Source organism: Caulobacter sp. GW821-FHT12D05 (genome assembly GCF_058807295.1).
On the sequence record NZ_JBXAQO010000004.1, the window covers coordinates 743,437 to 765,040 of the forward strand.

Sequence of the window (21,604 nt, forward strand, 5' to 3'; positions counted from 1 at the left end):
GGGTGGCGCCGACTTGTCGGACAGGGCTTTCAACCCCTCACCCGACCCGCTTCGCGGGCCACCCTCTCCCACAAGGGGAGAGGGATACTAAGCCCCCGTCCTTTCCCGAAAGAACGCGATCACCTTGTCGCGCGCCTTCATGCTCCCGCTGCCCGGGACCGAGCGGTGCAGGTGCAGGGTCAGGACCGAGTGTGGCTCCATCGGCACGCCGGGCGCGGCGTCCTCGTCGGCCAGCTCGATTACCTCGACCTTGTCGCCGAACTCGGCCTTGAGGCGGGCGATGCGGGCGTCGGGCACCAGCTTGTCGGAGGAAAAGCGCAGGGCCAGCAGCGACAGGTCCTCGTCCTTGAACCGCCGCTTGGCGCAGGCCAGTTCCGAAGCCGAGCAGTCCAGGCCGCCCTTGTCCTTCAGCGGCAGGGAGGGCTGGGACAGCACCGGGGCCACCACGGCCGGCTCGGTCATCATCGCCAGGGCGAAGCCGCCGGTGAAACACATGCCCACCGCGCCGACGCCCTTGCCGCCGCAGTCTTCATGAGCCTTGCGGGCCAGGGCCCGTAGCCAGTCGACGATCGGGCTGGAGCGGCCGTCCTTCCAGACGCTGAACTCGCGCCGCACGCAGATGTTCTTGAGGATCACCCCGATCGCATAACCGCGCGTCACCGGCTTGGCCGGCTGGCCAAACAGGCTAGGGCACCAGGCCGTCAGACCCGAGGCGGCGAGGTCGCGGGCGAAGGCCAGCACGCCCGGATGCAGGCCGGGCACCTCGTGGATGACGATCACCGCCGGGCCCGAACCGATCTTGTAGACCTCGCGGCTCCACCGCCCGTCGTCGAAGTCGAACCGCTCGAACCCCGCCAGCGCGTCGTCAGCCATGCCCGCCCCCTCTTTGTTTCGAGAAGGCTAGACCGGCGGTCTTCAGAACGCCATCGCCCGCTCCCAGACGGGCTTGGGCCTGCCCTGCACAGGGCGCTCTGAGAGGTCGCCGGGCTCGAGCAGCAGGCGGATCTCGATCTCCGCCGAACCGTCGGCCGGCGCGGGGCAACGGCGCACCCAGGCGGCGGCGTCCTCGCGGCTGTCGACGTTGAACACCCAGAAGCCGGCGACCGTGCGGCCTTCGCCACCGATGTCCGGCGTGGTGCGCGCGCCTCGGGCCGCCAGCTTGGTGTGGTCGGCCACCCCGGCCCTCTCGAGCTCGGCGTCATAGGCCTGCATGGCCCGGTTCAGTTCCGGACCTGGCTCGGCCTCGACCTTCAGCAGCACCATGAAGCGCATCGCGCATCTCCCGTTCCTCTCTTCAAAGACGCGGGAGCCCGGTCGGATGCGACACGACCGGCGAAAAATTCTTAGTTCGTCGTGTCCGGATGTTGCGGACTGTCGGTCCAATCCTGCATCGGATCGGGCGCGCGGTTCTTGGGCAGGCGCCACTCGCCGCGATACGAGAAGTCCAGCGTGCCGCACAGGCGAGCCTTGCCTTCTGCTTTCGGATCGTCGCCGAACGCCTGGATCCGCAGGTCGCGGCGGATGACGATGGTGCTGAACGACAGCCACAGCCGCGTCGAGCCCGGACAGAAGGCCCGGACATAGACCTTGCCCTGGGCGGCCTTGCTGTCGACCTCGAACAGCATGGCGTCGGCGTCGACGCCGCTCATGGCCGAAAGGCCGCCGGGGCCAAGGTCCTTCTGGCTGCCGTTGTTCAGCCGCGCCTCGGCCGGCACGCCGGTGGCCAGCACCTTGATCGGCCGGCCCGAGCCCAGCAGGCCCTGGTTGAACAGGATCGTCACCCCCGCGCCGGTCAGCCGCTTGGCGTCCGGCGAGATCGGGTCGTACGAAAACATCCGCGTCTCGGCCCCAGCGACGTTCGCCGCCAGCAGGGCCAGGGCCGCGCCCCCCCAGATCGCGTGCTTCATCGTCTGGCGTGCAGGTTCGCGGCTTGAGGGTCAAAGCCCGACAGGCGCCAGCGGTCGCCCTCCAGGCTGAAGGTCAGCAGGCAAGGGCCGTCCTTCTTGGCCGCGCAGACCCGGCCGTCGCCGACCGGGCGCAGGGTGCTGGCGATGGCGATGCGGCCCGGGATCGGACGGTCGGGCGTGTAGCCGTAGTAGTTGGCGGCCGCGTGGAAGGTCTCGGGCCGGATCAGCGCCTCGCCGGCCACGTCGGCCAGCGGCCCCGCCGCCAGGGCGGCCAGGGCCATGACGCCGTTGCTCTGCCCGCCGCGCTGGCGGGCCTCGTCCATCAGCCGCGTCTCGATCTGGTACTTCAGCGCCCGGCGGTCGACATGGGCGTCGAAGGTCGCCCGGTCGTTGTCGCGGATGGCGATCAGCAGGGCGTGCACGTCGCCGGCGGCGTCGTAACGGGTCGCGGTCGCGCAAGCCCCGAGCGAGGCGGCGACGGCGGTCAGGGCAAGAAGAACCTTGATGCGCATGCGGAATGGGTACCCCCGGAATGGGGCGATTTCCAGTCTGGGTTCAACGCCCAAAGACAAAGGGCGCGGACCTTGCGATCCGCGCCCTCTAACTTTCGATCTATGCGACCGGCTCCTAGTCGAGCTGGCGCTTGATCTCTTCGACGGTGAAGCACTCGATGGTGTCGCCGACCTTGATGTCCTGGAAGCCCGCGAACAGCATGCCGCACTCCTGACCGACGGGGACTTCGTTGACCTCGTCCTTGAAGCGCTTGAGCGTCTGCAGGGTGCCCAGTTCCAGGACGACGATGTCCTGACGGATGATCCGGACCTTGGCGCCCTTGCGGACCACGCCTTCGGTGACCTTACAGCCGGCAACCTTGCCGATCTTCGAGATGTCGAAGGCCTGCAGGACCTCGGCGTTGCCGAGGAAGGTTTCGCGCTGGATCGGGGCCAGCATGCCCGAGAGCACGCCTTTGATGTCGTCCAGCAGGTCGTAGATGATCGCGTAGTAGCGGATCTCGACCCCTTCGCGTTCGGCCAGGGCCCGCGCCTGCGCCGAGGCGCGGACGTTGAAGCCGATGACCGGCGCGCCGGCGCCCTTGGCCAGCATGACGTCGCTTTCGCTGATCGCGCCGGCGCCCGACAGGATGATCCGCGCGCGGACCTCGTCGGTGGCCATCTTGTCCAGCGAACCGATGATCGCCTCGGCCGAACCTTGCACGTCGGCCTTGATGATCAGCGGAAGCTCTTTCAGCTTCTTGTCCTGCAGCTTGGCCATCATGTCGGCCATCGAAGCGCCGGCGCCCACCGGGGCCAGCGACTTCTCGCGCTTCAGGCGGATGCGGTACTCGGTCAGCTCGCGAGCGCGGGCTTCGTTCTCGACCACGGCGATGGCGTCGCCCGGCGAGGGCACGCCGTCCAGGCCGAGGATCTCGACCGGGGTGGCGGGACCCGCTTCGGTCAGCTGCTCGTTGCGCTCGTTGAGAAGCGCGCGGACGCGGCCCCACTGGCTGCCGGCGACGACGATGTCGCCGCGCTTCAGCGTGCCGCGGTTGACCAGGACGGTCGAGACCGCGCCACGACCCTTGTCCAGCTTGGCCTCGATCACGACGCCGTCGGCGCTGCGGTCGGGGTTGGCCTTCAGGTCCAGCACTTCGGCTTGCAGCAGGATGCCTTCGAGCAGCTCGTCCAGGCCGGTGCGGGCCTTGGCCGAGACCTCGATGATCTGGGTGTCGCCACCCAGGCTTTCGACGACGATCTCGTGCTGCAGCAACTCGTTGACCACGCGGGTCGGATCCGAGCCCGGCTTGTCCATCTTGTTGACGGCGACGATGATCGGCACGTCGGCGGCCTTGGCGTGTTTGATCGCCTCGACCGTCTGGGGCATGACGCCGTCGTCACCCGCCACCACCAGCACGACGATGTCGGTGATGTTGGCGCCGCGGGCGCGCATCGACGAGAACGCGGCGTGGCCGGGCGTGTCGAGGAACGTCACGCGCTGGCCGTCCTTCAGGCGAACCTGATAGGCGCCGATGTGCTGGGTGATGCCGCCGTGTTCGCCGGCCGCCACGTCCGTGGAGCGCAGGGCGTCGAGCAGGCTGGTCTTGCCGTGGTCGACGTGACCCATGATCGTCACGACCGGGGGTCGCGGCTCCATGTGATCGTCGATGTCCTCGGCGCCGATGAAGCCTTCTTCGACGTCGGCTTCCGACACGCGCTTGACGGTGTGACCGAACTCGGTCGCCACCAGCTCGGCGGTGTCGTTGTCGATGACGTCGTTGATCTTCAGCATCACGCCCTGACGCATCAGGAACTTGATGATGTCCACGCCACGCACGGCCATCCGGTTGGACAGCTCCTGCACGGTGATGACGTCGGGAATGACGACTTCACGCGCGACACGGGCCTGTTCGGCCACGCCGCCGCGGCGCTTTTCCTTTTCACGTTCACGGGCCCGGCGAACCGAGGCCAGCGAACGCATACGATCGGCGGAATCCCCATCACCGGCGACGGCCTGGATGGTCAGGCGCCCTTCGCGGCGTTGCGGCGCGCCCTTGACGCGCGACACGGCCTTGTTGGGGGCGTTGGCGGCCTTGCGGCGATCGTCATCCTCGTCGGGACGGCGGACTTCGCCGCCGGGACGCGGGGCCGAACGCATGGCGCGCTGGATTTCGGGGGTGGCCGGAGCCGAGGCCGGGACGCCCGGACGCGGACCGCGCGGCGGACCGCCGGGACCACGGGGGCCGCCGGGCGCCGGGCGCGGGGCCAGGGCCGAGTAACGGACGGTCTGTTGCGGACGGTCGCCTTGCGGACGATCACCACCACGGTCGCCGCCTTGCGGGCGGTCGCCACGGTAGCCGCCGCGATCGCCTTGCGGACGATCACCGTCGGGACGCGGACCACGAGGACGGTCGCCCTCGGGACGCGGGGCGCGCTGGCCGAAATTGGCGCCGGCGTCGGGACGCGGGGCGCGTTGGTTGAACGGGCGGTCGCCTTGCGGAGCCGGGCGATAGGTCGTCGTGCTGGGACGATCGTCGCGGCGTTCGCGGCTGGGCTCGTAGGTGCGGGTCTGGCCCGGAGCGGCCTGGCCACGCGGGCCATCATGACGGGGACCATCGTTACGGGGACCCTCATGGCGAGGACCTTCGTGACGGGGCGCATCCTGGCGCGGAGCCTCGGCGCGCGGCGCGGCCGGGGCCGGAGCCTGGGCGACGGGACGCGGAGCCGGAGCAGCCGCCGGCGGCGGGGTCACCGGCGCGGCGGGCGCGGCCGGAGCCTGAGCGACGGGGGCCGGAGCCGCGGCCGCGCGTTCGGCCGCGGCCTTGGCGGCGGCTTCGCGCTGAGCGGCTTCTTGAGCGGCGCGCGCGCGCGCTTCAGCGGCGGCCTGGTCGGCCGCCTGACGGGCTTGGTTCTCGCGAGCCGCGTCGACGACGCGTTGACGGGCGCGCAGTTCTTCCTGCGACAGGCCGCCGGCCGAACCGCCGCCGCCACCGCCGCTCGATTGCGGCTGATGCTGCGGACGGGGAGCCGGGGCGTCACCATGGCGACGTTCAGCCGAAGACGGCGCGGCAAGATTGCCGGTCGCGGCGGCGTGAGGACGCGTCCGCTTGGTTTCCACAACCACCGTCTTGGTCCGGCCGTGGCTGAAGCTTTGCTTCACGACCCCTGCGCTCACCGAGCCCTGGCGGGGCTTCAGCGTCATCGGGGGTCGATTGCCGTTACGGCCGTTTTCGTTTTCGTCGCTCATGCGCTCGCTTGTACTTCCGCCGGGCGGTACCCGGCTAAAAAACCGTTCTTTCCATGTGAGAAAGGGGCCTGGACGTACCTCCAAAAAGGAAGCGCGTTTCCCGACCCTTCACTCACGAACCCGACCCGAATAGCCGCGTCCAACATCAAAGATTCTAGAGCTTTTCCATCGCACCGGCGGTTCCCCGGTGGGATGCAAAAACCCTAGGCCTGTCACGATCGGCTGGCCAACCCGGGCGAACAGGCTCGCCCTTTTTCATAAAGACCCCCTCCGCGCAGAGCGGGGAGGCCTCTAGCCGTCCTCGCGTCCGTTCGCCGACCATTCGGGAGGCAAAAGCGGGCGGAAACCTGACAAACGCTCGACATCCTGTGTCCAGCTATCGATGCCGCGCCCGGCAAGGAGAGCGGTGTGTATCACATTCTCCCCGCCCAAGGCCAAACCCAATTCATCCGAATTGAATGCGCCCAGCAAACGGGGGGCTCTGGGGGCCTTTCGGGCGGCGTTCAGGATCTTGCGGCGACCGTCCTCGGCGCTGTCCGAGGCCTCAATCAGCCAGGCGACGTTGCCCGTCCCCAGGGCCGCGACCACCTTTTCGTAGCCTGAGATAATGGTCCCGGCCTTCCGCGCAAGACCCAGGCTGTCCAGGACGCGCCGGGCCAGCAGGGCCTCGACCTGGTCGGCCAAGTCGGCCGGCGCGGTCAGCTTGGTCTTGGCCGCCCGCGAGAACAGGCCCTTCTTGGCCGCCGTCGCGATCGACTCCCGGTCGGCGCCGACCCAGATCCCGCGACCGGGCAGCTTGCGGGCCACGTCCGGAACGACCACCCCGTCCGGCCCCGCCACGAAGCGGACCAGGCGCGCCTCGTCCGTCGCCTCGCCCAGGACGATGTCCTTGCGCAGACGATTGGCTTCGGCGTGGGTCTTGGGGGCGGGGGCTTCGGTCATGATCTTTCTGAAAGACGAACGGCCCCGCGGATTGCTCCGCGAGGCCGTCATTTAACGCTCCGAAGGGCCTTAGGCCTCTTCTTCCGACGCGGGTTCTTCCAAAGCCGGCTCTTCAGCGACGACCTCTTCGGCCTCGCCTTCGAATTCGCCTTCAGCTTCACCTTCGGCTTCAGCCTCGTACTCGGCTTCCGGCTCGTATTCCGGCTCCGGCGGGGCCTCGACCCAGCCCATGATAATGCGGGCGCGCATGATCAGGGCCTCGGCGTCTTCCGGCGACAGGTTGAAGCTTTCCAGGATGCCCGGCTCGCGCACGCGCTCGCCGCCCTTGTTCTCGAACCAGCCGCGCATGTCGTCGGGGACCAGACCGGCGAAGTCCTCGACGGTCTTCACGTCGCCTTCGCCCAGGGCCACGGCCATGGCCAGGGTCACGCCCTCGATGGCCAGGACCTCGTCCTGCACGCCCAGCTCGACGCGCTTGGCGTCCAGAGCGGCCGCTTCCTTTTCCAGGAACTCGCGGGCGCGGGCCTGCAGTTCCTCGGCGGTCTCTTCGTCGAAGCCTTCGATCGAGGCGACTTCGTGCGCTTCGACGAATGCCACGTCTTCCACCGCGGCGAAGCCTTCGGTGACCAGCAGCTGGGCGATGACTTCGTCAACGTCCAGAGCCTCTTGGAACAGGGCCGTGCGCTCGGTGAACTCGCGCTGACGGCGCTCGCTCTCCTGGCTTTCGGTCATGATGTCGATCTGCCAGCCGGTCAGCTGCGAGGCCAGGCGGACGTTCTGGCCGCGGCGGCCGATGGCCAGCGACAGCTGCTCGTCCGGCACCACGACTTCGACGCGCTCGTCTTCCTCGTCCATGACGACCTTGGAGACTTCGGCCGGGGCCAGGGCGTTGACGATGAAGGTGGCTTCATCTTCCGACCACTGGATGATGTCGATCTTCTCGCCCTGCAGCTCGGCCACGACGGCCTGCACGCGCGAACCACGCATACCGACGCAGGCGCCGACCGGATCGATCGAGCTGTCGTTCGAGATGACGGCCATCTTGGCGCGCGAACCCGGGTCGCGGGCCACGGCGCGGATCTCGATGACGGCGTCGTAGACTTCCGGCACTTCCTGGGCGAACAGCTTGGCCATGAAGCCGCCGTGCGCGCGGCTCAGCATGATCTGCGGGCCCTTGGTCTCGCGACGGACGTCATAGATGTAGGCGCGGATGCGGTCGCCGACGTTGAAGTTCTCGCGCGGGATCGACTGGTCGCGGCGCATGATGCCTTCGCCACGGCCCAGGTCGACGATGACGTTGCCGTATTCGACGCGCTTGACGCTGCCGTTGACGATCTCGCCGACGCGATCCTTGTACTCGTCGAACTGACGCTCGCGCTCGGCTTCACGCACTTTGTGCATGACGACCTGGCGGGCCATCTGGGTCTGGACGCGGCCGATCTCGAACGGCGGCAGGACTTCTTCGTAGACCTTGCCGATCTCGGCGTCGCGCCAGGCGCGCTTGGCGATCGACAGCTGCATCTTGCCGATCTCGCCTTCGAGTTCGGTGTCGTCGGCGACGACCTCGATCACGCGCTTCTGCGTCGTCTCGCCCGTGCGCGGGTCGATCTTGACGCGGATGTCGTGCTCGGCGCCGTAGCGGGCGCGGGCGGCCTTTTGCAGCGCGTCCTCGATGGCCTCGATGACGACTTCCTTCTCGATGCCCTTTTCACGGGCGACCGCGTCGGCGATCTGCAGGAGTTCGAGCCGGTTGGCGGCGATGCCGATGGCCATGGTCAGTCCTCTTCACTTTCGGACAGGTCGTCGTTGTCGGATTGGTCGGTTTCGGATTTCAGGCGGGCGGCCCGTTGCTTGGCCCCCCGATCCATCAAAGCGTCGGTCAGGACGAGCTTGGCGTCGATGATCCACGCGAAGGGGAAGTAGACGGTAACGTCGTCCTCGCCCTCGATGTTCAAACCCACCTGGTCGTCCTCGACGCCGGCCAGCTCGCCCTTGAAGCGCTTGCGGCCCTCGGCCACGCGGTCCAGCTCGATGCGAGCGTCCAGACCGGCGTAGTCGTCGAAGTCCTTCAGGCGGGTCAGGGGGCGGTCGATGCCGGGGCTCGAGACTTCCAGCGTGTATTCGCCGGAGATCGGGTCGGCGGGGTCCAGAACCTCGGACAGGCCGCGCGACAGGCGGGCGCAGTCCTCGACGTTCATGTCGCCGCCGCTGCCGTCTTCCTGCAGCGGATGTTCGGCCATGATCTGCAGGCGGCGCTGCTCGGCCCCGCCCATCAGGCGCAGGCGAACGATCTCGTAGCCAAGGCTCTCGGCGACGGGATCGAGCAACTCGATCAGATCACGGTCTTCCTGCGTCTTGCCGCGCACGGTTCTCTCAACTCTCAGGGCTGGCCAGCTTCGCTGCCGATCAGCCAAACAAAAAGCGGCAGCCTTTCGGCCGCCGCTCGAAAGCGCCATCTAGCGCTAACGGACGATGTGGAACGCTTTATAGGCGAATTGATAAAGGCTGTCGACTCTCAGGCGGGAAATCTCAGACTCGGCTTTCGCACCGCAGCACTAATCGGAAGAGCCTGCCCGCTTTGGATGCGTAGGCATCCAAAGCGGACAAGCAGGCTCTTAGCTAAGAATTAGAGCGTGATGGCCGCCAAAACCGCTCACACTTTTGGCTATCACGCTCTATAAGCCAGCCCGCGCAGGCCGCCTCCCCGCGGTCCTCATAAGACGAAGAGTCACAATGGACCTCTCCAAGATTCCGACCGGGGCCAACCCGCCTTACGACCTCAACGCCATCATCGAGATCCCGCAGGGCGGCGAGCCGGTGAAGTACGAGATCGACAAGGAAAGCGGCGCCCTGATGGTCGACCGCTTCCTGCATACGGCCATGTTCTATCCGGCCAACTACGGCTTCATCCCGCACACGCTGGCCGACGACGGCGACCCGGCCGACATCATGGTCGTGGGTCCGACCCCGGTGGTGCCGGGCGCGATCATCCGCTGCCGCCCGATCGGCACCCTGATGATGGTCGACGAAGCCGGCTCGGACGAAAAGATCCTGGCCGTGCCGGTCGACAAGCTGCACCCGTTCTACACCGGCGTGTCCAGCTGGCGTGACCTGCCGACCATCCTGACCGAGCAGATCGCCCACTTCTTCCAGCACTACAAGGATCTGGAAAAGGGCAAGTCGACCAAGATCACCGGCTGGGCCGACATCGAAGAGACCGCCGACGTCATCCGCGCGGCGATCAAGCGCTACAACGAGACCTACTAGGTAGAGCTCATGGCCAGGATCGATCTCACCTTGCGGATCATCCTGGCCGACCCGCCGCCCGGCGTGGTCTTTTCCAAGCAGGACGCCAAGAACCATCCGGTCGATCCGGTGCGTTCCCCTCCGGAAAAGGAAGGCGGCGACCTCTCCTTTGACATTCCGATCACCCTGACCCCGACACCGCAGGGCCTGCGTCCCGGCGGCGGCTTCGTGCGCAACGACAGCCGGGGACGGTTCGTCTACATCGCCTCGGGCGGGCAGGCGGGCGACGGCCACACCGTGTGGTCGCGGCGCATCAAGATCTATCTGCACGACCTGCCGGCTGATCTGGCCGGCGGCGAGGTGCTGACGGCGACCATCGCCGGCCGCGCCAAGGACGGCGGGCCGGCCTGCGCGACCGTGCCGCTGCTGAGCGGATGGACCCGCGTCACGCCGCCATAAGCGCCGGGCCACGCAGGCTCAAACGCTCCTGCACCGCCCCGACATAGCTGGGCCCCACCGGCACCGCGACGCCGTCGCGCAGCACCAGCGAGATCAGCCCCCGTCCGGCGCGATTGACCGCCTTGACCCGCTCTGGATTGACGAAGGCCGAGCGGTGCACCCGCATCATCCGGCGCGGGTTCAGCTGCTGCTCCAGTGTGTTCATGGTGATGCGGTGGATGTGCCGGCGCGTGGCCGTGTGCAGCAGGACATAGTCCTTGGCCGCCTCGATCCAGTCGATCTCGCTGATCGCCACCCGCACCTGGCCATGACGGCCGGGCACCCAAAGGCCTTCAAGCTCCTCGCTGGGCTCGGGCTCGAGCGCCGGGGCCTGAGCGCTCATGGTCAGGATCATCGGCGCGCGCGGATCGGCCAGCAGGATGGCCACGCCGCCCTGCTCGGCCAGACCCGTCAGGCCCAGCCCCGTCATCAGGCGCGACAGCGCCTGGCGCAGGTCCCGGTAGGCGGGATCCCACGGGTCGTGGGCGATGGCCCGGTTGATCAAAGGCGCGGCAGACATGGGCTCTCCTCACGGCGTCCGCCTCAGGGCGCCGACGGTGGTTGTTGGAGCCGCAGACATCGCCGCAGCTCCCGCTGATGGACAGGATGTCGAGCCGATGATTGCCTGATGAAACGCCGATCATGGCGCGTCCGGCGTCATCCTTCTCGATCCCCCGATGGTTCGTTGAATGCTGTTTGGCACAAAATGTGTCAAATTAAATCTGGCACATAATATGTCTTGTTTTTAATGCGCGCTCGGTCGACGGCCGGGGCGCGCTAGAAAGGCATTGATCGAATTCGCTTTTTTAGGATGCTTGAGTTGCAGCCTGACTAGCGCCTTCGCCCCCATTCCAGCAATCAGCGTTCTTGCAACACGGCTATGCACAAACGCATAGTCACCGGATGTTCGACTGGAACGACCTTCGGCACTTCCTGGCGACCGCAAGGGCCGGCAGCACCCTTGGCGCGTCCAAGCGCCTGCGCGTGAACCAGTCGACCGTGGCCCGACGGCTGGACGCCCTGGAGGCCGCCTGCGGCGTGCGGCTGTTCGATCGTGATCGCAACGGCGCGGCCTTGACCGAAGCCGGCGCCGACCTCCTGGCCCACGCCGAGGCGGCGGAGAAGGCGATGGCGGCTTGCGAGCATCGCTTGAGCGCGCATCGTCGCGGCCTCTCTGGCGCGGTCCGACTGACCTGTTCGGAGCTGATGGCCACGATCGGCGTGATCCCGGCCATGGGCGAGTTCCGCCGGCTTTATCCAGAGATCCAGGTCGAACTGGTCCTGACCGACGCCTTCCTCGATCTGGAGAAGGGCGAGGCCGACATCGCCATCCGGGCGTCATTCAATCTGGAGCCCTCGAACCTGATCGCCCGCAAGATCCGCGACGAGACCTGGGGCGTCTACTGCACCCTCGACTACGCGGAGACCCACGGCGTCCCGACCCGCCAGGATCAACTGCCGGCGCATCCGTTCATCGACAGCGAAGGCCCGATGGCGACCCTGCCGCCCATGATCTGGCTGCGCGAAAAGGCCGGACCGTCCGGGACCGTCGCCATCCGTTGCAGCTCACTGCACAACGTGCTGAACGCGGTGCTCGCGGGCCTGGGCCTCGCGGCCTTGCCCGACGGCCTGGGAAGCCGGCACCCCGAGTTGCGGCGCTGCCAGCACATCCCCCTGCCCGGCGAACCGGCCGTCTGGCTGATGACCACGGCCGAACTACGCCACACGCCGCGCATCCGGGCGTTCATGGATTTCATCATCCCGCAGGTGGCGGCCGCGGCGCGCCAATCTCCGGACTATTCGGCGCCTAGCGCCTGACGAAGTCCAGGAACACCGGCGCGCAGTCGCCCAGCTTCTTTTCCTCGTAGCGGGTGGTGACGTGGTCGGCCGGGATGGCGTTGCGGTCCGCGTCAGCCTGCGCAAAGCGGAAGTTCGGATCGGCCAGGACCCGCTCGGTCGTCCACTCGCCGTAGTCGGCCCAGTCGGTGGCGAAGCGCAGGGCCGCGCCCGGCTTCATCACGCGGGCCAGGCGGGCGACGAACTCCGGCTGGATCAGGCGGCGCTTGTTGTGGCGGGCCTTGTGCCAGGGGTCGGGGAACATGATGAACACCCGGTCCAGGCAGGCGTCGGGCAACCAGTCGACGACATCGCGGGCGTCACCCTCATGGACGCGGACGTTCTTGAGGGCCTGCTCCTCGACGTGACGCACGGCGCTGGCCACACCGTTCACGAACGGCTCGGCGCCGATCACCAGGGTCTCGGGGTGGCGGCTGGCTTGCGTGGCCATGTGCTCGCCGCCGCCGAAGCCGATCTCCAGCCACACGGCCTTGGCGTCCGGCATCAGGTCCAGCGGCTGGAACGGGCCCTGCGGCACGGCGATCTCGGGCAGCAGGGTGTCGAGCAGGGCCTGCTGGCGCGGCTTCACCGGGCGCGCCTTGATGCGGCCGAACGAGCGCAGCGGGCCATGGGGTTGGGTCGGATTGGTCATGGGCGGGCGTCTTAGAGCGTTGAGGACGAAATGAAAACGGGCTCCGACCCGTGAGGATCGGAGCCCGCTTCCAAAAGATCGAAGGTTAAGGCTTACGCCAGGCCCTTCAGTTCGCCGACCAGGTCGGTCTTCTCCCACGAGAAGCCGCCTTCGTTGTCCGGCGTGCGGCCGAAGTGGCCGTAGGCGGCGGTGCGGGCGTAGATCGGGCGGTTCAGCTGCAGGTGCTCGCGGATCGCGCGCGGGGTGGCGCCGCCGATCAGCTGCGGCAGGATCTTTTCCAGCACAGCCGGATCGACCTTGCCGGTGCCGTGCAGGTCGACGTGGAACGAGACCGGCTGGGCCACGCCGATCGCATAGGCGATCTGGATGGTGCAACGATCGGCCAGGCCCGAGGCCACGACGTTCTTGGCCAGGTAGCGGCAGGCATAGGCGGCCGAGCGGTCGACCTTGGTCGGATCCTTGCCCGAGAACGCGCCGCCGCCGTGCGGGGCCGCGCCGCCGTAGGTGTCGACGATGATCTTGCGGCCGGTCACGCCGGCGTCGCCGTCCGGACCACCGATCTCGAAGCGACCGGTCGGGTTGACCAGCCACTGGGTCTTCTTGGTGATCAGGCCGTCCGGGAAGATCGGCAGAATGTGCGGCTTGATCAGGTCCAGCACGCGCTTGGAGGTCGCGGCCTTGCCGTCGATCTTCTTGGCGTGCTGGTGGCTCACGACGATCGACACGACGCGCGTCGGGCGGCCGTTGCCGTCATATTCCAGGGTCACCTGGCTCTTGGCGTCCGGCTCCAGCTCCGACAGCTCGCCGCTGTGACGCAGCTCGGCCAGGCGCTTCAGCACGTTGTGGCTGTACTGCAGGGTGGCCGGCATCAGCTCCGGGGTCTCGGTGCTGGCGTAGCCGAACATGATGCCCTGGTCGCCGGCGCCTTCGTCCTTCTTCTCGGTGGCGTCCACGCCCTGGGCGATGTGCGCCGACTGGCCGTGCAGGTAGTTGGCGAACTTCGCCTTCTGCCAGTGGAAGCCCTTCTGCTCGTAGCCGATGTCCTTGATCGCCGCGCGAACCTTGGGTTCGAGCGAGGCCAGGATGTCCTTGGTCAGCTGCTTGTTGGCTTTCTTGTCGCCATCCGGCTTGCCGGCGCGGACTTCACCGGCCAGCACGATGCGGTTGGTGGTGACCAGGGTCTCGCAGGCGACGCGCGCCTCGGGATCGGCAGTCAGGAAGGCGTCGACGACGGTGTCGCTGATACGATCGGCGACCTTGTCGGGATGGCCCTCGGAGACGCTCTCGCTGGTGAAGATGTAGGACGAACGGTTCAAGAGACGGCTCCGCCTTGAGGATGCGCGCGTGCGAGCTTACGCCCGCTTCGGCGTCCAGTTAGACGGGAACCATATAAAGATATGTTTATGCGAGCAAGGCGAGAGAACCTGTGACCGCCTTTAGTCCTCGTCGGCGCCGGCGTTGGCCTCTTCCTCGGCCATCGAGCGGACCAGCTCCAAGATGCGGCGACGCACCTTGGCGCGGCTGATCTTCGGGAACAGGGCGGCCAGTTCCAGGCCTTCCGAGGTCATCAGGAAGTCGTGCACGAACGGCTCGCCGGTCTCGGCCACGCCGTCGGCGGTCGGATCGGCCAGGCCTTCGAAGAAGTAGCCGACCGACGACTGCAGGCTCTTGGCGATCTCGTACAGCTTGCTGGCGCTGACCCGGTTAGCCCCGCGCTCGTATTTCTGGATCTGCTGGAAGGTCAGCCCCAGGTCTTCGGCCAGGCGTTCCTGGCTGACGCCCAGAATCTTGCGGCGCATGCGGATACGGGCGCCCACATGCAGGTCAACGGGATTGGGGTGACGCTCGGCGTCGGACGACTCGCTCATGCCTACGCTTGATAGCTGAAATTGCGGTTTTAATTCAGCCTAAGTCTTGCACGCGTGCAATAGAAGAAAAGGACTTACCCCTCGGTCGGCGAGCTGACGCAACCGCAGATATCAGTAGAAGTGCGAAAAACGCGGAATCACCGAAGTTGTCGAAGGGTGTAACGCCACCCTTACCTGGTATAGCGGAGTCGATCACTCCACTTTTGCCTAGATCCAAGCGCGTTCCCGAGATGATTCGACCGTGGGCGTCGATGACAGCGCTGACTCCCGTGGGCGTCGCCCGCAGGATCGGCTTGGCGCTTTCGATGGCCCGGTAGCTCGCCAAGTTCAGGTGCTGCAAGGGGCCGGAGGTGACGCCGAACCAGGCGTCGTTCGAGACATTGATCAGAACTCGGACGTTCGGATCGGCCTTGGCCAGGCCCGGAAACAGGCTCTCGTAGCAGATCAGCGGCTGGGTCAGCAGGCCGTCGCCGACCTTCAGCGGGACGGGGCGCGGGCCGGTGGCGAAACCGTCCCCAAGATGGGCCAGGCTCTTGAAGCCGATGGCGGTCAGGAACTTTTCGGCCGGCAGGTACTCGCCGAACGGCACCAAGCGGTGCTTGTCATAGACGCCCACGACCTCGAGATCGGTCGCCGTGCGCTTCAGGGCGATCAGGCTGTTGTAATAGACCGGGCTCTGGACCGAACCCTCGTAGCGATAGCCGCCGATCAGCAGGGTCTGGCCCGGCTGGAGGCTGTCCAGGATCGCCTGCCGCACCCAGGTCCCGGGGGCCATGTAGTCGTTGATCGCCGCCGGCAGGGCGCCCTCGGGCCAGACCACCAGGTCGGCGGGCTTGCCGGCATAAGGCTTGGCGGTCAGAGACACGTAAGCCTGGACGATCTGGGCGAAACGGGCGGCGTCCCACTTGGCGTCCTGCTGAATGTCGGCCTGGACGATGCGCACCGTGACCGGCGCTTCCGGGACCAGCGGCCGAGAGACCGCAACGGCGCCGTAGCCATAGAGGGCCACAAGCCCAGCGACCGCCGAACCCAGGGCGATCCTCCCCGCCCGCCCCTCGCGCCAGACTGCCGGCGCGGCGGCGATGGCCAGGGTGATCCAGGTCAGGCCGTAAGCGCCGACCACCGCCGCGAATTGCGACGGCCACGAGCCCGCCCGCCAGGTCTCACCCGGCAAATTCCACGGAAAGCCGGTCAGCACATGACCGCGCAACCACTCCAGCGCGCCAAAGGCGGCGGCGAAGGTCAGGACCCGCCAGGCATTGGCCGGACGGATCAGGCGATAGACGAGACCCGCCAGACCCCAGAACAACGCCAGGCCCGAGGCCATGGCCGCCACCGCGAACGGGGCCATCCAGCCCTGGTTGGCCGCGTCGACCATGAAGGCCTCGGCGATCCACCAGGTGCTTAAGGTGAAATAGCCGACACCCGCCAGCCAGCCGCGCCAGAAGGCCGAGCGCAGAGGCTTCTCGGCATGGGCGTCGTCGAGCAGGTAAAGCAGGCCCGCATATCCCAGCAGGCCCGGCAATACGCCGAACGGCGGATGGGCCAAGGCGGCGGCCAGGCCGGCCAGCAACGCCAGCAGCGGCCCGCTCCAGGCCTTCGCACGGAAGCTGGCCCAGGTGGTCACGAAGCCGCGACGTCCTCGGTCGCGGGCTCGCGCGCGGCGTCCCGCGACGGACCGCCACGCATGCGCACCCGGCGCACCCGGCGCGGATCGGCCTCGACCACCTCGAACTCGTAGCCGTCGGGGTGGGTGATCACCTCGCCCCGCTGCGGCACGCGGCCGGCCAGGGCCACGACCAGGCCGGCGACGGTGTCGATGTCCTCTTCCATGTCGGAAGGGGCCAGGCTGCGGCCGACGGCCGCCTCCAGCTCTTCCAGCGGCGCGCGGGCCTCGGCCTCGAAGATCCCGCCGGGACGGGCGACGATGGCCACGGCGGCGGCGTCATCGTGCTCGTCGTCGATCTCGCCGACCACCGCCTCGATCAGGTCTTCCATCGAAACCAGGCCGTCGGTGCCGCCGAACTCGTCGATGACCAGGGCCATGTGGATCCGGCTGGTGCGCATGCGCAGCAGCAGGTCGGCGGCCTTCATCGACGCCGGCACGTACAGGGCGTCGCGGCGCAGCTTGTGCAGCACGATGTCGCCGGGCGCGGGGCGCTTGGCCTCGTCCGACAACAGGCGGAAGATGTCCTTGACGTGGACCACCCCCACCGGGTCGTCCAGCGTCTCGCGATAGATCGGCATCCGCGAGTGTTCGGCCTCGGTGAACTGGGCCACTACCGCCTCGAATGGCGCGGAAAGCTCGACGGACACGATGTCGGCGCGGGGGGTCATCACGTCGGCGACCCGTAGGGTCTGGAAGGCCTCGGCCTGATCGACCATGTCGACCGCGCCGGTCGCGGGCGGCGCCTCGGACGGCCGAACGGACTCGCCGCCGCCGGTCAGCTGCCGGCGCATACGCCGGAAAAACGCCCGCACGCCCCGGCTTCGTCGAACCGGAACGGCGGGCTGTTGACTAGGCTCGTCGCTGGGCATGGCCCGTGTCAGCGCCCCTCTTCATCGCCGGCATAGGGATCTGGAACGTCCAGACCCGCCAGGATTTCGCGTTCGAGCGCCTCCATGGCTTCCGCCTCGTCGTCGCCCTCGTGGTCGTATCCTAGGAGATGAAGCACGCCATGCGCCACCAGATGTTGCAGGTGGTGGCCCAGAGGCTTGCCTTGCTCGGCCGCTTCCCGGGCGCAGACGCCATAGGCCAGGGCGATATCGCCGATCTGGCCCTCGGGGTTCGGCGGCGAAGGGAAGGACAGGACGTTGGTCGGCTTGTCCTTCTGGCGGAAGTCGCGATTGAGGGCCTGGACGCTGTCGTCGTCGGTCAGCAGGATCACGATCCCCTGGCCTTCGATGTCTTCATGCGCGTCCAGCACGGCCTGGGCGGCGCGCCAGACCAGGGCCTCGGTCTCGGCTTCCGCCGTCGTCCAGGCCTCGTCCTCGATCTCGATGTCTACGGTAATGGTCATAACTAGCGGGGAGTACTCTGCGCCGCGTCGGCGTCATAGGCCTTTACGATACGCTCCACGAGCGGATGGCGCACCACGTCCGACGCGGTGAAGCGCGACACCGCCACGCCCTCGACGCCGTCGAGGATCGAAACGGCGTGAGCCAGCCCTGAGTCCCGCGGGTTCATCAGGTCGACCTGGGTCGGATCGCCGGTGACGACCATGCGGGCGCCCTCGCCGATGCGGGTCAGGACCATCTTCATCTGCAGGCGCGAGCAGTTCTGGGCCTCGTCGACGATGACGAAGGCATGCGCCAGCGTGCGGCCGCGCATGAAGGCGATCGGGGCGACCTCGATCTCCAGCTTCTCGCGGCGGCGACGCAGCTGGTCGGCGCCCATGATGTCGGTCAGGGCTTCCCAGACCGGGGCCATGTAGGGGTCGACCTTCTCGTTCAGGTCGCCCGGCAGGAAGCCCAGCTTCTCGCCAGCCTCGACGGCGGGACGGGTAACGATCAGGCGATCGACCTCGCCGCGCATCAGCATGCCGGCCCCATGGGCCACGGCCAGGAAGGTCTTGCCGGTGCCGGCCGGCCCCAGACCAAAGACCAGCGGGTGGGTGGCCATCCGCTCCAGATAGACGGCCTGGCTCTTGGTCTTGGGCGAGACATTGCCCTTGCGCACGGCGCGGGGCGAGGCCTGGCCGCCGGTCTCGTGAGCGTTGCCGATGGCGATGCGGACATCGGCCTCGACCACTTCCTCGCCGGCGTCGGCGCGGCCTGCCAGGGTCTGCAGCACCCGTTTCGCGCCGGTGCGGCCGCGGGCGTCGCCGGTGATGGTGACGCCGCCGCCGGGGGTCTCGATCAACACCTTGAAGGCGTCCTCGATCAGGGCGGCGTGACGGCCCGACGGACCGGTAACGGCGACGACGGCGTCGTCGGACAGCGGCAGGAACTCAGGCGTACGGCTCAAGCGGTCTCCAGTTGAGATTCCAGAACCCCGCCCAGGCTCATCTTGGCGGCGCTCTCGATACGGACAGGCACGATCGTGCCGATCAGGCTTTCAGGGCCTTCGGCATGAACGGCCTGCAGATATGGGCTGCGACCCACGACCTGGCCAGGGTGGCGGCCGGCTTTCTCGAACAGCACCGGCATGACCTTGCCGACCTGGCTGGCGTTGAAGGCCCGCTGCTGGTCGTCCAGCAGCTGGTTCAGACGGTCCAGGCGCTCGGCCTTGACCGCCTCGTCGACCTGGCCGGGCATGGCCGAGGCCGGCGTGCCGGGGCGACGCGAATATTTGAACGAGAAGGCGCTGGCGAAGCCAACCTCGCGGACCAGCTCCAGGGTCTTGTCGAAATCACCGTCGCGTTCGCCGGGGAAGCCGACAATGAAGTCGCCGCTCATGGCGATGTCGGGCCGCGCCGCGCGGATCTTCTCGATCAGCTTCACATAGCTCTCGGCCGTGTGGTCGCGGTTCATGGCCTTGAGGATCTTGTCCGACCCCGCCTGCACCGGCAGGTGGAGGTAGGGCATCAGCTCCGGCAGCTCGCCGTGGGCCTCGATCAGGTCGTCGCCCATGTCGCGCGGGTGGCTGGTCGTGTAGCGGATGCGGTCCAGGCCATCGATCTTGGCCAGCTGGCGCACCAGCTTGGCCAGGGTCGAACCGTCGCCGTCATAGGCGTTGACGTTCTGGCCGAGGAGCGTGACTTCGCGCACGCCCTTGCCGGCCAGTTGCTTGGCTTCCTCGACGATGTCGTTCACCGGCCGCGACCACTCGCCGCCGCGCGTATAGGGCACCACGCAGAAGGTGCAGAACTTGTCGCAGCCTTCCTGCACGGTCAGGAACGCGGTGACCCCGGTCACATGGCGCTCGGCCGGCAGGGCGTCGAACTTCTCGTCGGCGGCGAAGTCGGCGGCCAGGCGTTCGCCGGTCGCCCGGTGGGCGCGGGCGATCAGCTCGGGCAGCTGGTGATAGGCCTGGGGACCGACGACCAGATCGACCGCCTTCTGGCGATGCATGATCTCCTTGCCCTCAGCCTGGGCCACGCAGCCAGCCACGGCGATGGTCATGCGACCGCCGTCCTGGGCTTTGCGGTCCTTCATCTGCTTGATGTAGCCGAGCTCGGAATAGACCTTCTCGGTCGCCTTCTCGCGGATGTGGCAGGTGTTCAGCACCACCAGGTCCGCGCCTTCGGGATCGTCCACGACGCCATAGCCCAGCGGACGCAGGACATCGGCCATGCGCTCGCTGTCATAGACGTTCATCTGACAGCCGTAGGTCTTGATATAGAGGCGCTTTTGCGGGGTCTCGCTCATGCGCGAGGTTATGGGGTCACGCGGCCCTTGGCGCAAGTTCGCCAGGGCCACACCCCTACCCGCTTAGTCCTCGATCGGCAGGCCGTAGAGTTCGAGCCGGTGGTCGACCAGCTTGTAACCCAGCTTGCGGGCGATGGCGTGCTGCAGGGCCTCGATCTCCTCGTCCACGAACTCGACCACCTTGCCGGTCTTCATGTCGATCAGGTGGTCGTGGTGGTGGTCGGGCGTCTCTTCGTAGCGCGAGCGGCCGTCACGGAAGTCGTGGCGCTCAATGATGCCGCTTTCCTCGAACAGACGGACGGTGCGGTAGACCGTGGCGATCGAGATGTGCGGATCGATGGCGTGGGCGCGGCGGTGCAGCTCTTCGACGTCGGGATGGTCCTCGGCAGACGACAGCACGCGCGCGATCACGCGGCGCTGGTCCGTCATGCGCATGCCTTTTTCGATACAGGCTTTTTCGAGTCGATCCACGGCGGAACCTCCGTCTGAGTCGCCGGCAAGATAGGCGGTCGATCGCTAAGTGTTAAGCACCCGGCGCATGACAAGCGCGTCCTTGGGGCCATCGGGATGGGGATAATATCCCTTCCGCAGGCCGACCTTGGCGAAACCGGTCGCTTGATAGAGGGCGATGGCCGCCAGATTGTCGGCCGCGACCTCCAGGAACATGGCCTCGGCCTTGGTCTCGGAAGCGATCCCGGCGGCGATTTCCACCAGCGCCGCACCCCAGCCGCGCCGGCGAGCGGCGGGGTCGACGGCGATGGTCAGGATCTCGGCCTCGCCGGCGATCGAACGGCAGAGGATGAAGCCCTTGCTCTCGGCGGGCTCCCCCGCCTCGCCCAGCACGGCGAAAGCGCCGGGGGATTTCAGCAGCTCGTCGAACTCCAGCGCCGTCCAGGGCCGGGGAAAAGCCTTGTCGTGCAGGTCGGCGAGATCGAACGCGGCTTCCGAGCCGACAGGACGCAGGTTCATGCGGCGGGCAGCGTGGCGTAGGGCGCGCGCAAATAGAGCGGCCGAGGCGAATGGGCAGGCGCGGGCTTCCTGGCGGCCAGGCGAGCGACGGCGACAGGATCGGGCGCGGCCGGGGTCAACACGGTCGCGACGCTCAGCGTATCGGCCAGCAACGGCGCGCCGGAGCCGACCAGGGTCGCCGGGCCGCCCGAATAGAGCTCGGCCAGGCGCGCGGCGGCCTCGCCTAGGCCTAGGGCGTCCGGAGCCATCAGCGAGACGCCATCGGCGAACACCTGGATGTAGACCTGGTCCATCCGGGCATCGAGCACGGCGGCGACGAAACCCTTGGCCCCGTAGGCCAGGCTCTCCAGCGTGTTGACGCCCACGCAGGGGATCGACAGCGCCGTGGCCAGCCCCTTGGCGAAGGCCAGGCCCACGCGCAGGCCGGTGAACGAGCCCGGACCGACCGTGACGCCGATGCGGGTCAGGTCGGCGAAGGCGACACCGGCCTCGGCGGCGGCCTCGCGAGCGATAATCCCGATCCGCTCCTGGTGGCCACGGGTCATGGGCTCGCTGCGGGTCGCCAGCACGCGCTCGCCATCGAGCACGGCGACCGAGCTGGCGCCGAGGCAGGTGTCGATCGACAGGATCATGGA

The 21,604-nt window shown here is 67.7% G+C and carries 23 protein-coding genes; 3 read left to right on the top strand and 20 right to left on the bottom strand.

Going from position 1 to position 21,604, the window contains the following annotated elements; translation table 11 throughout:
- Nucleotides 1-87: 87 nt before the first annotated feature.
- The 8 genes from AC1RRR_RS21710 to rimP form a co-directional block, all read right to left on the bottom strand.
- Entirely contained in the window at nt 88-873 is a 786-nt protein-coding gene (locus AC1RRR_RS21710; protein WP_492815976.1) for a dienelactone hydrolase family protein, read from the bottom strand.
- A gap of 42 nt (nt 874-915) precedes the next feature.
- A complete protein-coding gene (locus AC1RRR_RS21715; protein ID WP_492815978.1) occupies nt 916-1,272 on the bottom strand; it encodes a YciI family protein in 357 nt (118 codons plus the stop codon).
- Between the two features lie 71 nt (nt 1,273-1,343).
- Nucleotides 1,344-1,907, bottom strand: coding sequence for a hypothetical protein (locus AC1RRR_RS21720; RefSeq protein ID WP_492815980.1), 564 nt, complete (start codon nt 1,905-1,907; stop codon nt 1,344-1,346).
- Complete coding sequence (locus AC1RRR_RS21725) at nt 1,904-2,419, bottom strand: DUF2939 domain-containing protein (protein WP_492815982.1); 516 nt, start codon at nt 2,417-2,419, stop codon at nt 1,904-1,906. The genes AC1RRR_RS21720 and AC1RRR_RS21725 overlap by 4 nt, the downstream gene beginning before the upstream one ends.
- A gap of 115 nt (nt 2,420-2,534) precedes the next feature.
- Nucleotides 2,535-5,648, bottom strand: coding sequence for a translation initiation factor IF-2 (gene infB, locus AC1RRR_RS21730; RefSeq protein ID WP_492815984.1), 3,114 nt, complete (start codon nt 5,646-5,648; stop codon nt 2,535-2,537).
- 291 nt (nt 5,649-5,939) lie between these two features.
- A complete protein-coding gene (locus AC1RRR_RS21735) occupies nt 5,940-6,590 on the bottom strand; it encodes an RNA-binding protein (protein WP_492815986.1) in 651 nt (216 codons plus the stop codon).
- A gap of 69 nt (nt 6,591-6,659) precedes the next feature.
- The gene (nusA, locus tag AC1RRR_RS21740; protein WP_492815988.1) at nt 6,660-8,363 is read right to left on the bottom strand and encodes a transcription termination factor NusA; all 1,704 of its coding nucleotides are present in this window, start codon (nt 8,361-8,363) and stop codon (nt 6,660-6,662) included.
- 2 nt (nt 8,364-8,365) lie between these two features.
- Nucleotides 8,366-8,956 (bottom strand): ribosome maturation factor RimP, encoded by a 591-nt coding sequence (rimP, locus tag AC1RRR_RS21745; protein WP_454713520.1) that lies wholly within the window; start codon nt 8,954-8,956, stop codon nt 8,366-8,368.
- A gap of 367 nt (nt 8,957-9,323) precedes the next feature.
- On the opposite strand from rimP, the gene ppa reads away from it, so the two are divergent.
- Together ppa and AC1RRR_RS21755 are read left to right on the top strand one after the other, a co-directional pair.
- Nucleotides 9,324-9,857, top strand: a complete 534-nt coding sequence (gene ppa, locus AC1RRR_RS21750; protein ID WP_295107376.1) for an inorganic diphosphatase — start codon at nt 9,324-9,326, stop codon at nt 9,855-9,857.
- Nucleotides 9,858-9,866: 9 nt separating this feature from the next.
- The gene (locus tag AC1RRR_RS21755) at nt 9,867-10,295 is read left to right on the top strand and encodes a DUF5990 family protein (RefSeq protein ID WP_492815991.1); all 429 of its coding nucleotides are present in this window, start codon (nt 9,867-9,869) and stop codon (nt 10,293-10,295) included.
- Here the strand turns inward: AC1RRR_RS21755 and AC1RRR_RS21760 are convergent.
- Nucleotides 10,282-10,854 (bottom strand): LytTR family DNA-binding domain-containing protein, encoded by a 573-nt coding sequence (locus tag AC1RRR_RS21760; RefSeq protein WP_492815993.1) that lies wholly within the window; start codon nt 10,852-10,854, stop codon nt 10,282-10,284. The two genes, AC1RRR_RS21755 and AC1RRR_RS21760, sit on opposite strands and share 14 nt — an antisense overlap.
- A 383-nt stretch (nt 10,855-11,237) precedes the next feature.
- On the opposite strand from AC1RRR_RS21760, the gene AC1RRR_RS21765 reads away from it, so the two are divergent.
- Nucleotides 11,238-12,152 (top strand): LysR family transcriptional regulator, encoded by a 915-nt coding sequence (locus tag AC1RRR_RS21765; protein WP_492815995.1) that lies wholly within the window; start codon nt 11,238-11,240, stop codon nt 12,150-12,152.
- Here the strand turns inward: AC1RRR_RS21765 and trmB are convergent.
- The 11 genes from trmB to tsaB form a co-directional block, all read right to left on the bottom strand.
- Nucleotides 12,142-12,822: a tRNA (guanosine(46)-N7)-methyltransferase TrmB gene (trmB, locus tag AC1RRR_RS21770; protein ID WP_492815998.1), complete on the bottom strand. Its 681-nt coding sequence runs from the start codon at nt 12,820-12,822 to the stop codon at nt 12,142-12,144. The genes AC1RRR_RS21765 and trmB overlap by 11 nt on opposite strands.
- A gap of 92 nt (nt 12,823-12,914) precedes the next feature.
- The gene (gene metK, locus AC1RRR_RS21775) at nt 12,915-14,138 is read right to left on the bottom strand and encodes a methionine adenosyltransferase (protein ID WP_492816000.1); all 1,224 of its coding nucleotides are present in this window, start codon (nt 14,136-14,138) and stop codon (nt 12,915-12,917) included.
- A 120-nt stretch (nt 14,139-14,258) separates the two neighbouring features.
- Nucleotides 14,259-14,690 (bottom strand): helix-turn-helix domain-containing protein, encoded by a 432-nt coding sequence (locus tag AC1RRR_RS21780; RefSeq protein WP_492816002.1) that lies wholly within the window; start codon nt 14,688-14,690, stop codon nt 14,259-14,261.
- Between the two features lie 34 nt (nt 14,691-14,724).
- On the bottom strand, nt 14,725-16,317 hold the full coding sequence (lnt, locus tag AC1RRR_RS21785) for an apolipoprotein N-acyltransferase (RefSeq protein WP_492816004.1): 1,593 nt from the start codon (nt 16,315-16,317) through the stop codon (nt 14,725-14,727).
- The gene (locus tag AC1RRR_RS21790) at nt 16,314-17,228 is read right to left on the bottom strand and encodes a hemolysin family protein (protein WP_492816006.1); all 915 of its coding nucleotides are present in this window, start codon (nt 17,226-17,228) and stop codon (nt 16,314-16,316) included. Before AC1RRR_RS21790 ends, lnt begins: the two co-directional genes overlap by 4 nt.
- Before the next feature lie 8 nt (nt 17,229-17,236).
- Nucleotides 17,237-17,692: an rRNA maturation RNase YbeY gene (gene ybeY, locus AC1RRR_RS21795; RefSeq protein WP_291878961.1), complete on the bottom strand. Its 456-nt coding sequence runs from the start codon at nt 17,690-17,692 to the stop codon at nt 17,237-17,239.
- 20 nt (nt 17,693-17,712) lie between these two features.
- Nucleotides 17,713-18,657 carry a PhoH family protein gene (locus tag AC1RRR_RS21800; protein WP_492816008.1) on the bottom strand — a complete coding sequence of 315 codons (945 nt, stop codon included), beginning with the start codon at nt 18,655-18,657 and terminating at the stop codon, nt 17,713-17,715.
- Nucleotides 18,654-20,000, bottom strand: coding sequence for a tRNA (N6-isopentenyl adenosine(37)-C2)-methylthiotransferase MiaB (gene miaB, locus AC1RRR_RS21805; RefSeq protein ID WP_492816010.1), 1,347 nt, complete (start codon nt 19,998-20,000; stop codon nt 18,654-18,656). Before miaB ends, AC1RRR_RS21800 begins: the two co-directional genes overlap by 4 nt.
- A 63-nt stretch (nt 20,001-20,063) precedes the next feature.
- On the bottom strand, nt 20,064-20,471 hold the full coding sequence (locus tag AC1RRR_RS21810; RefSeq protein WP_492816012.1) for a Fur family transcriptional regulator: 408 nt from the start codon (nt 20,469-20,471) through the stop codon (nt 20,064-20,066).
- 45 nt (nt 20,472-20,516) lie between these two features.
- The gene (gene rimI / locus AC1RRR_RS21815; RefSeq protein ID WP_492816014.1) at nt 20,517-20,969 is read right to left on the bottom strand and encodes a ribosomal protein S18-alanine N-acetyltransferase; all 453 of its coding nucleotides are present in this window, start codon (nt 20,967-20,969) and stop codon (nt 20,517-20,519) included.
- The gene (gene tsaB, locus AC1RRR_RS21820; protein ID WP_492816016.1) at nt 20,966-21,601 is read right to left on the bottom strand and encodes a tRNA (adenosine(37)-N6)-threonylcarbamoyltransferase complex dimerization subunit type 1 TsaB; all 636 of its coding nucleotides are present in this window, start codon (nt 21,599-21,601) and stop codon (nt 20,966-20,968) included. The genes rimI and tsaB overlap by 4 nt, the downstream gene beginning before the upstream one ends.
- Nucleotides 21,602-21,604 lie beyond the last annotated feature (3 nt).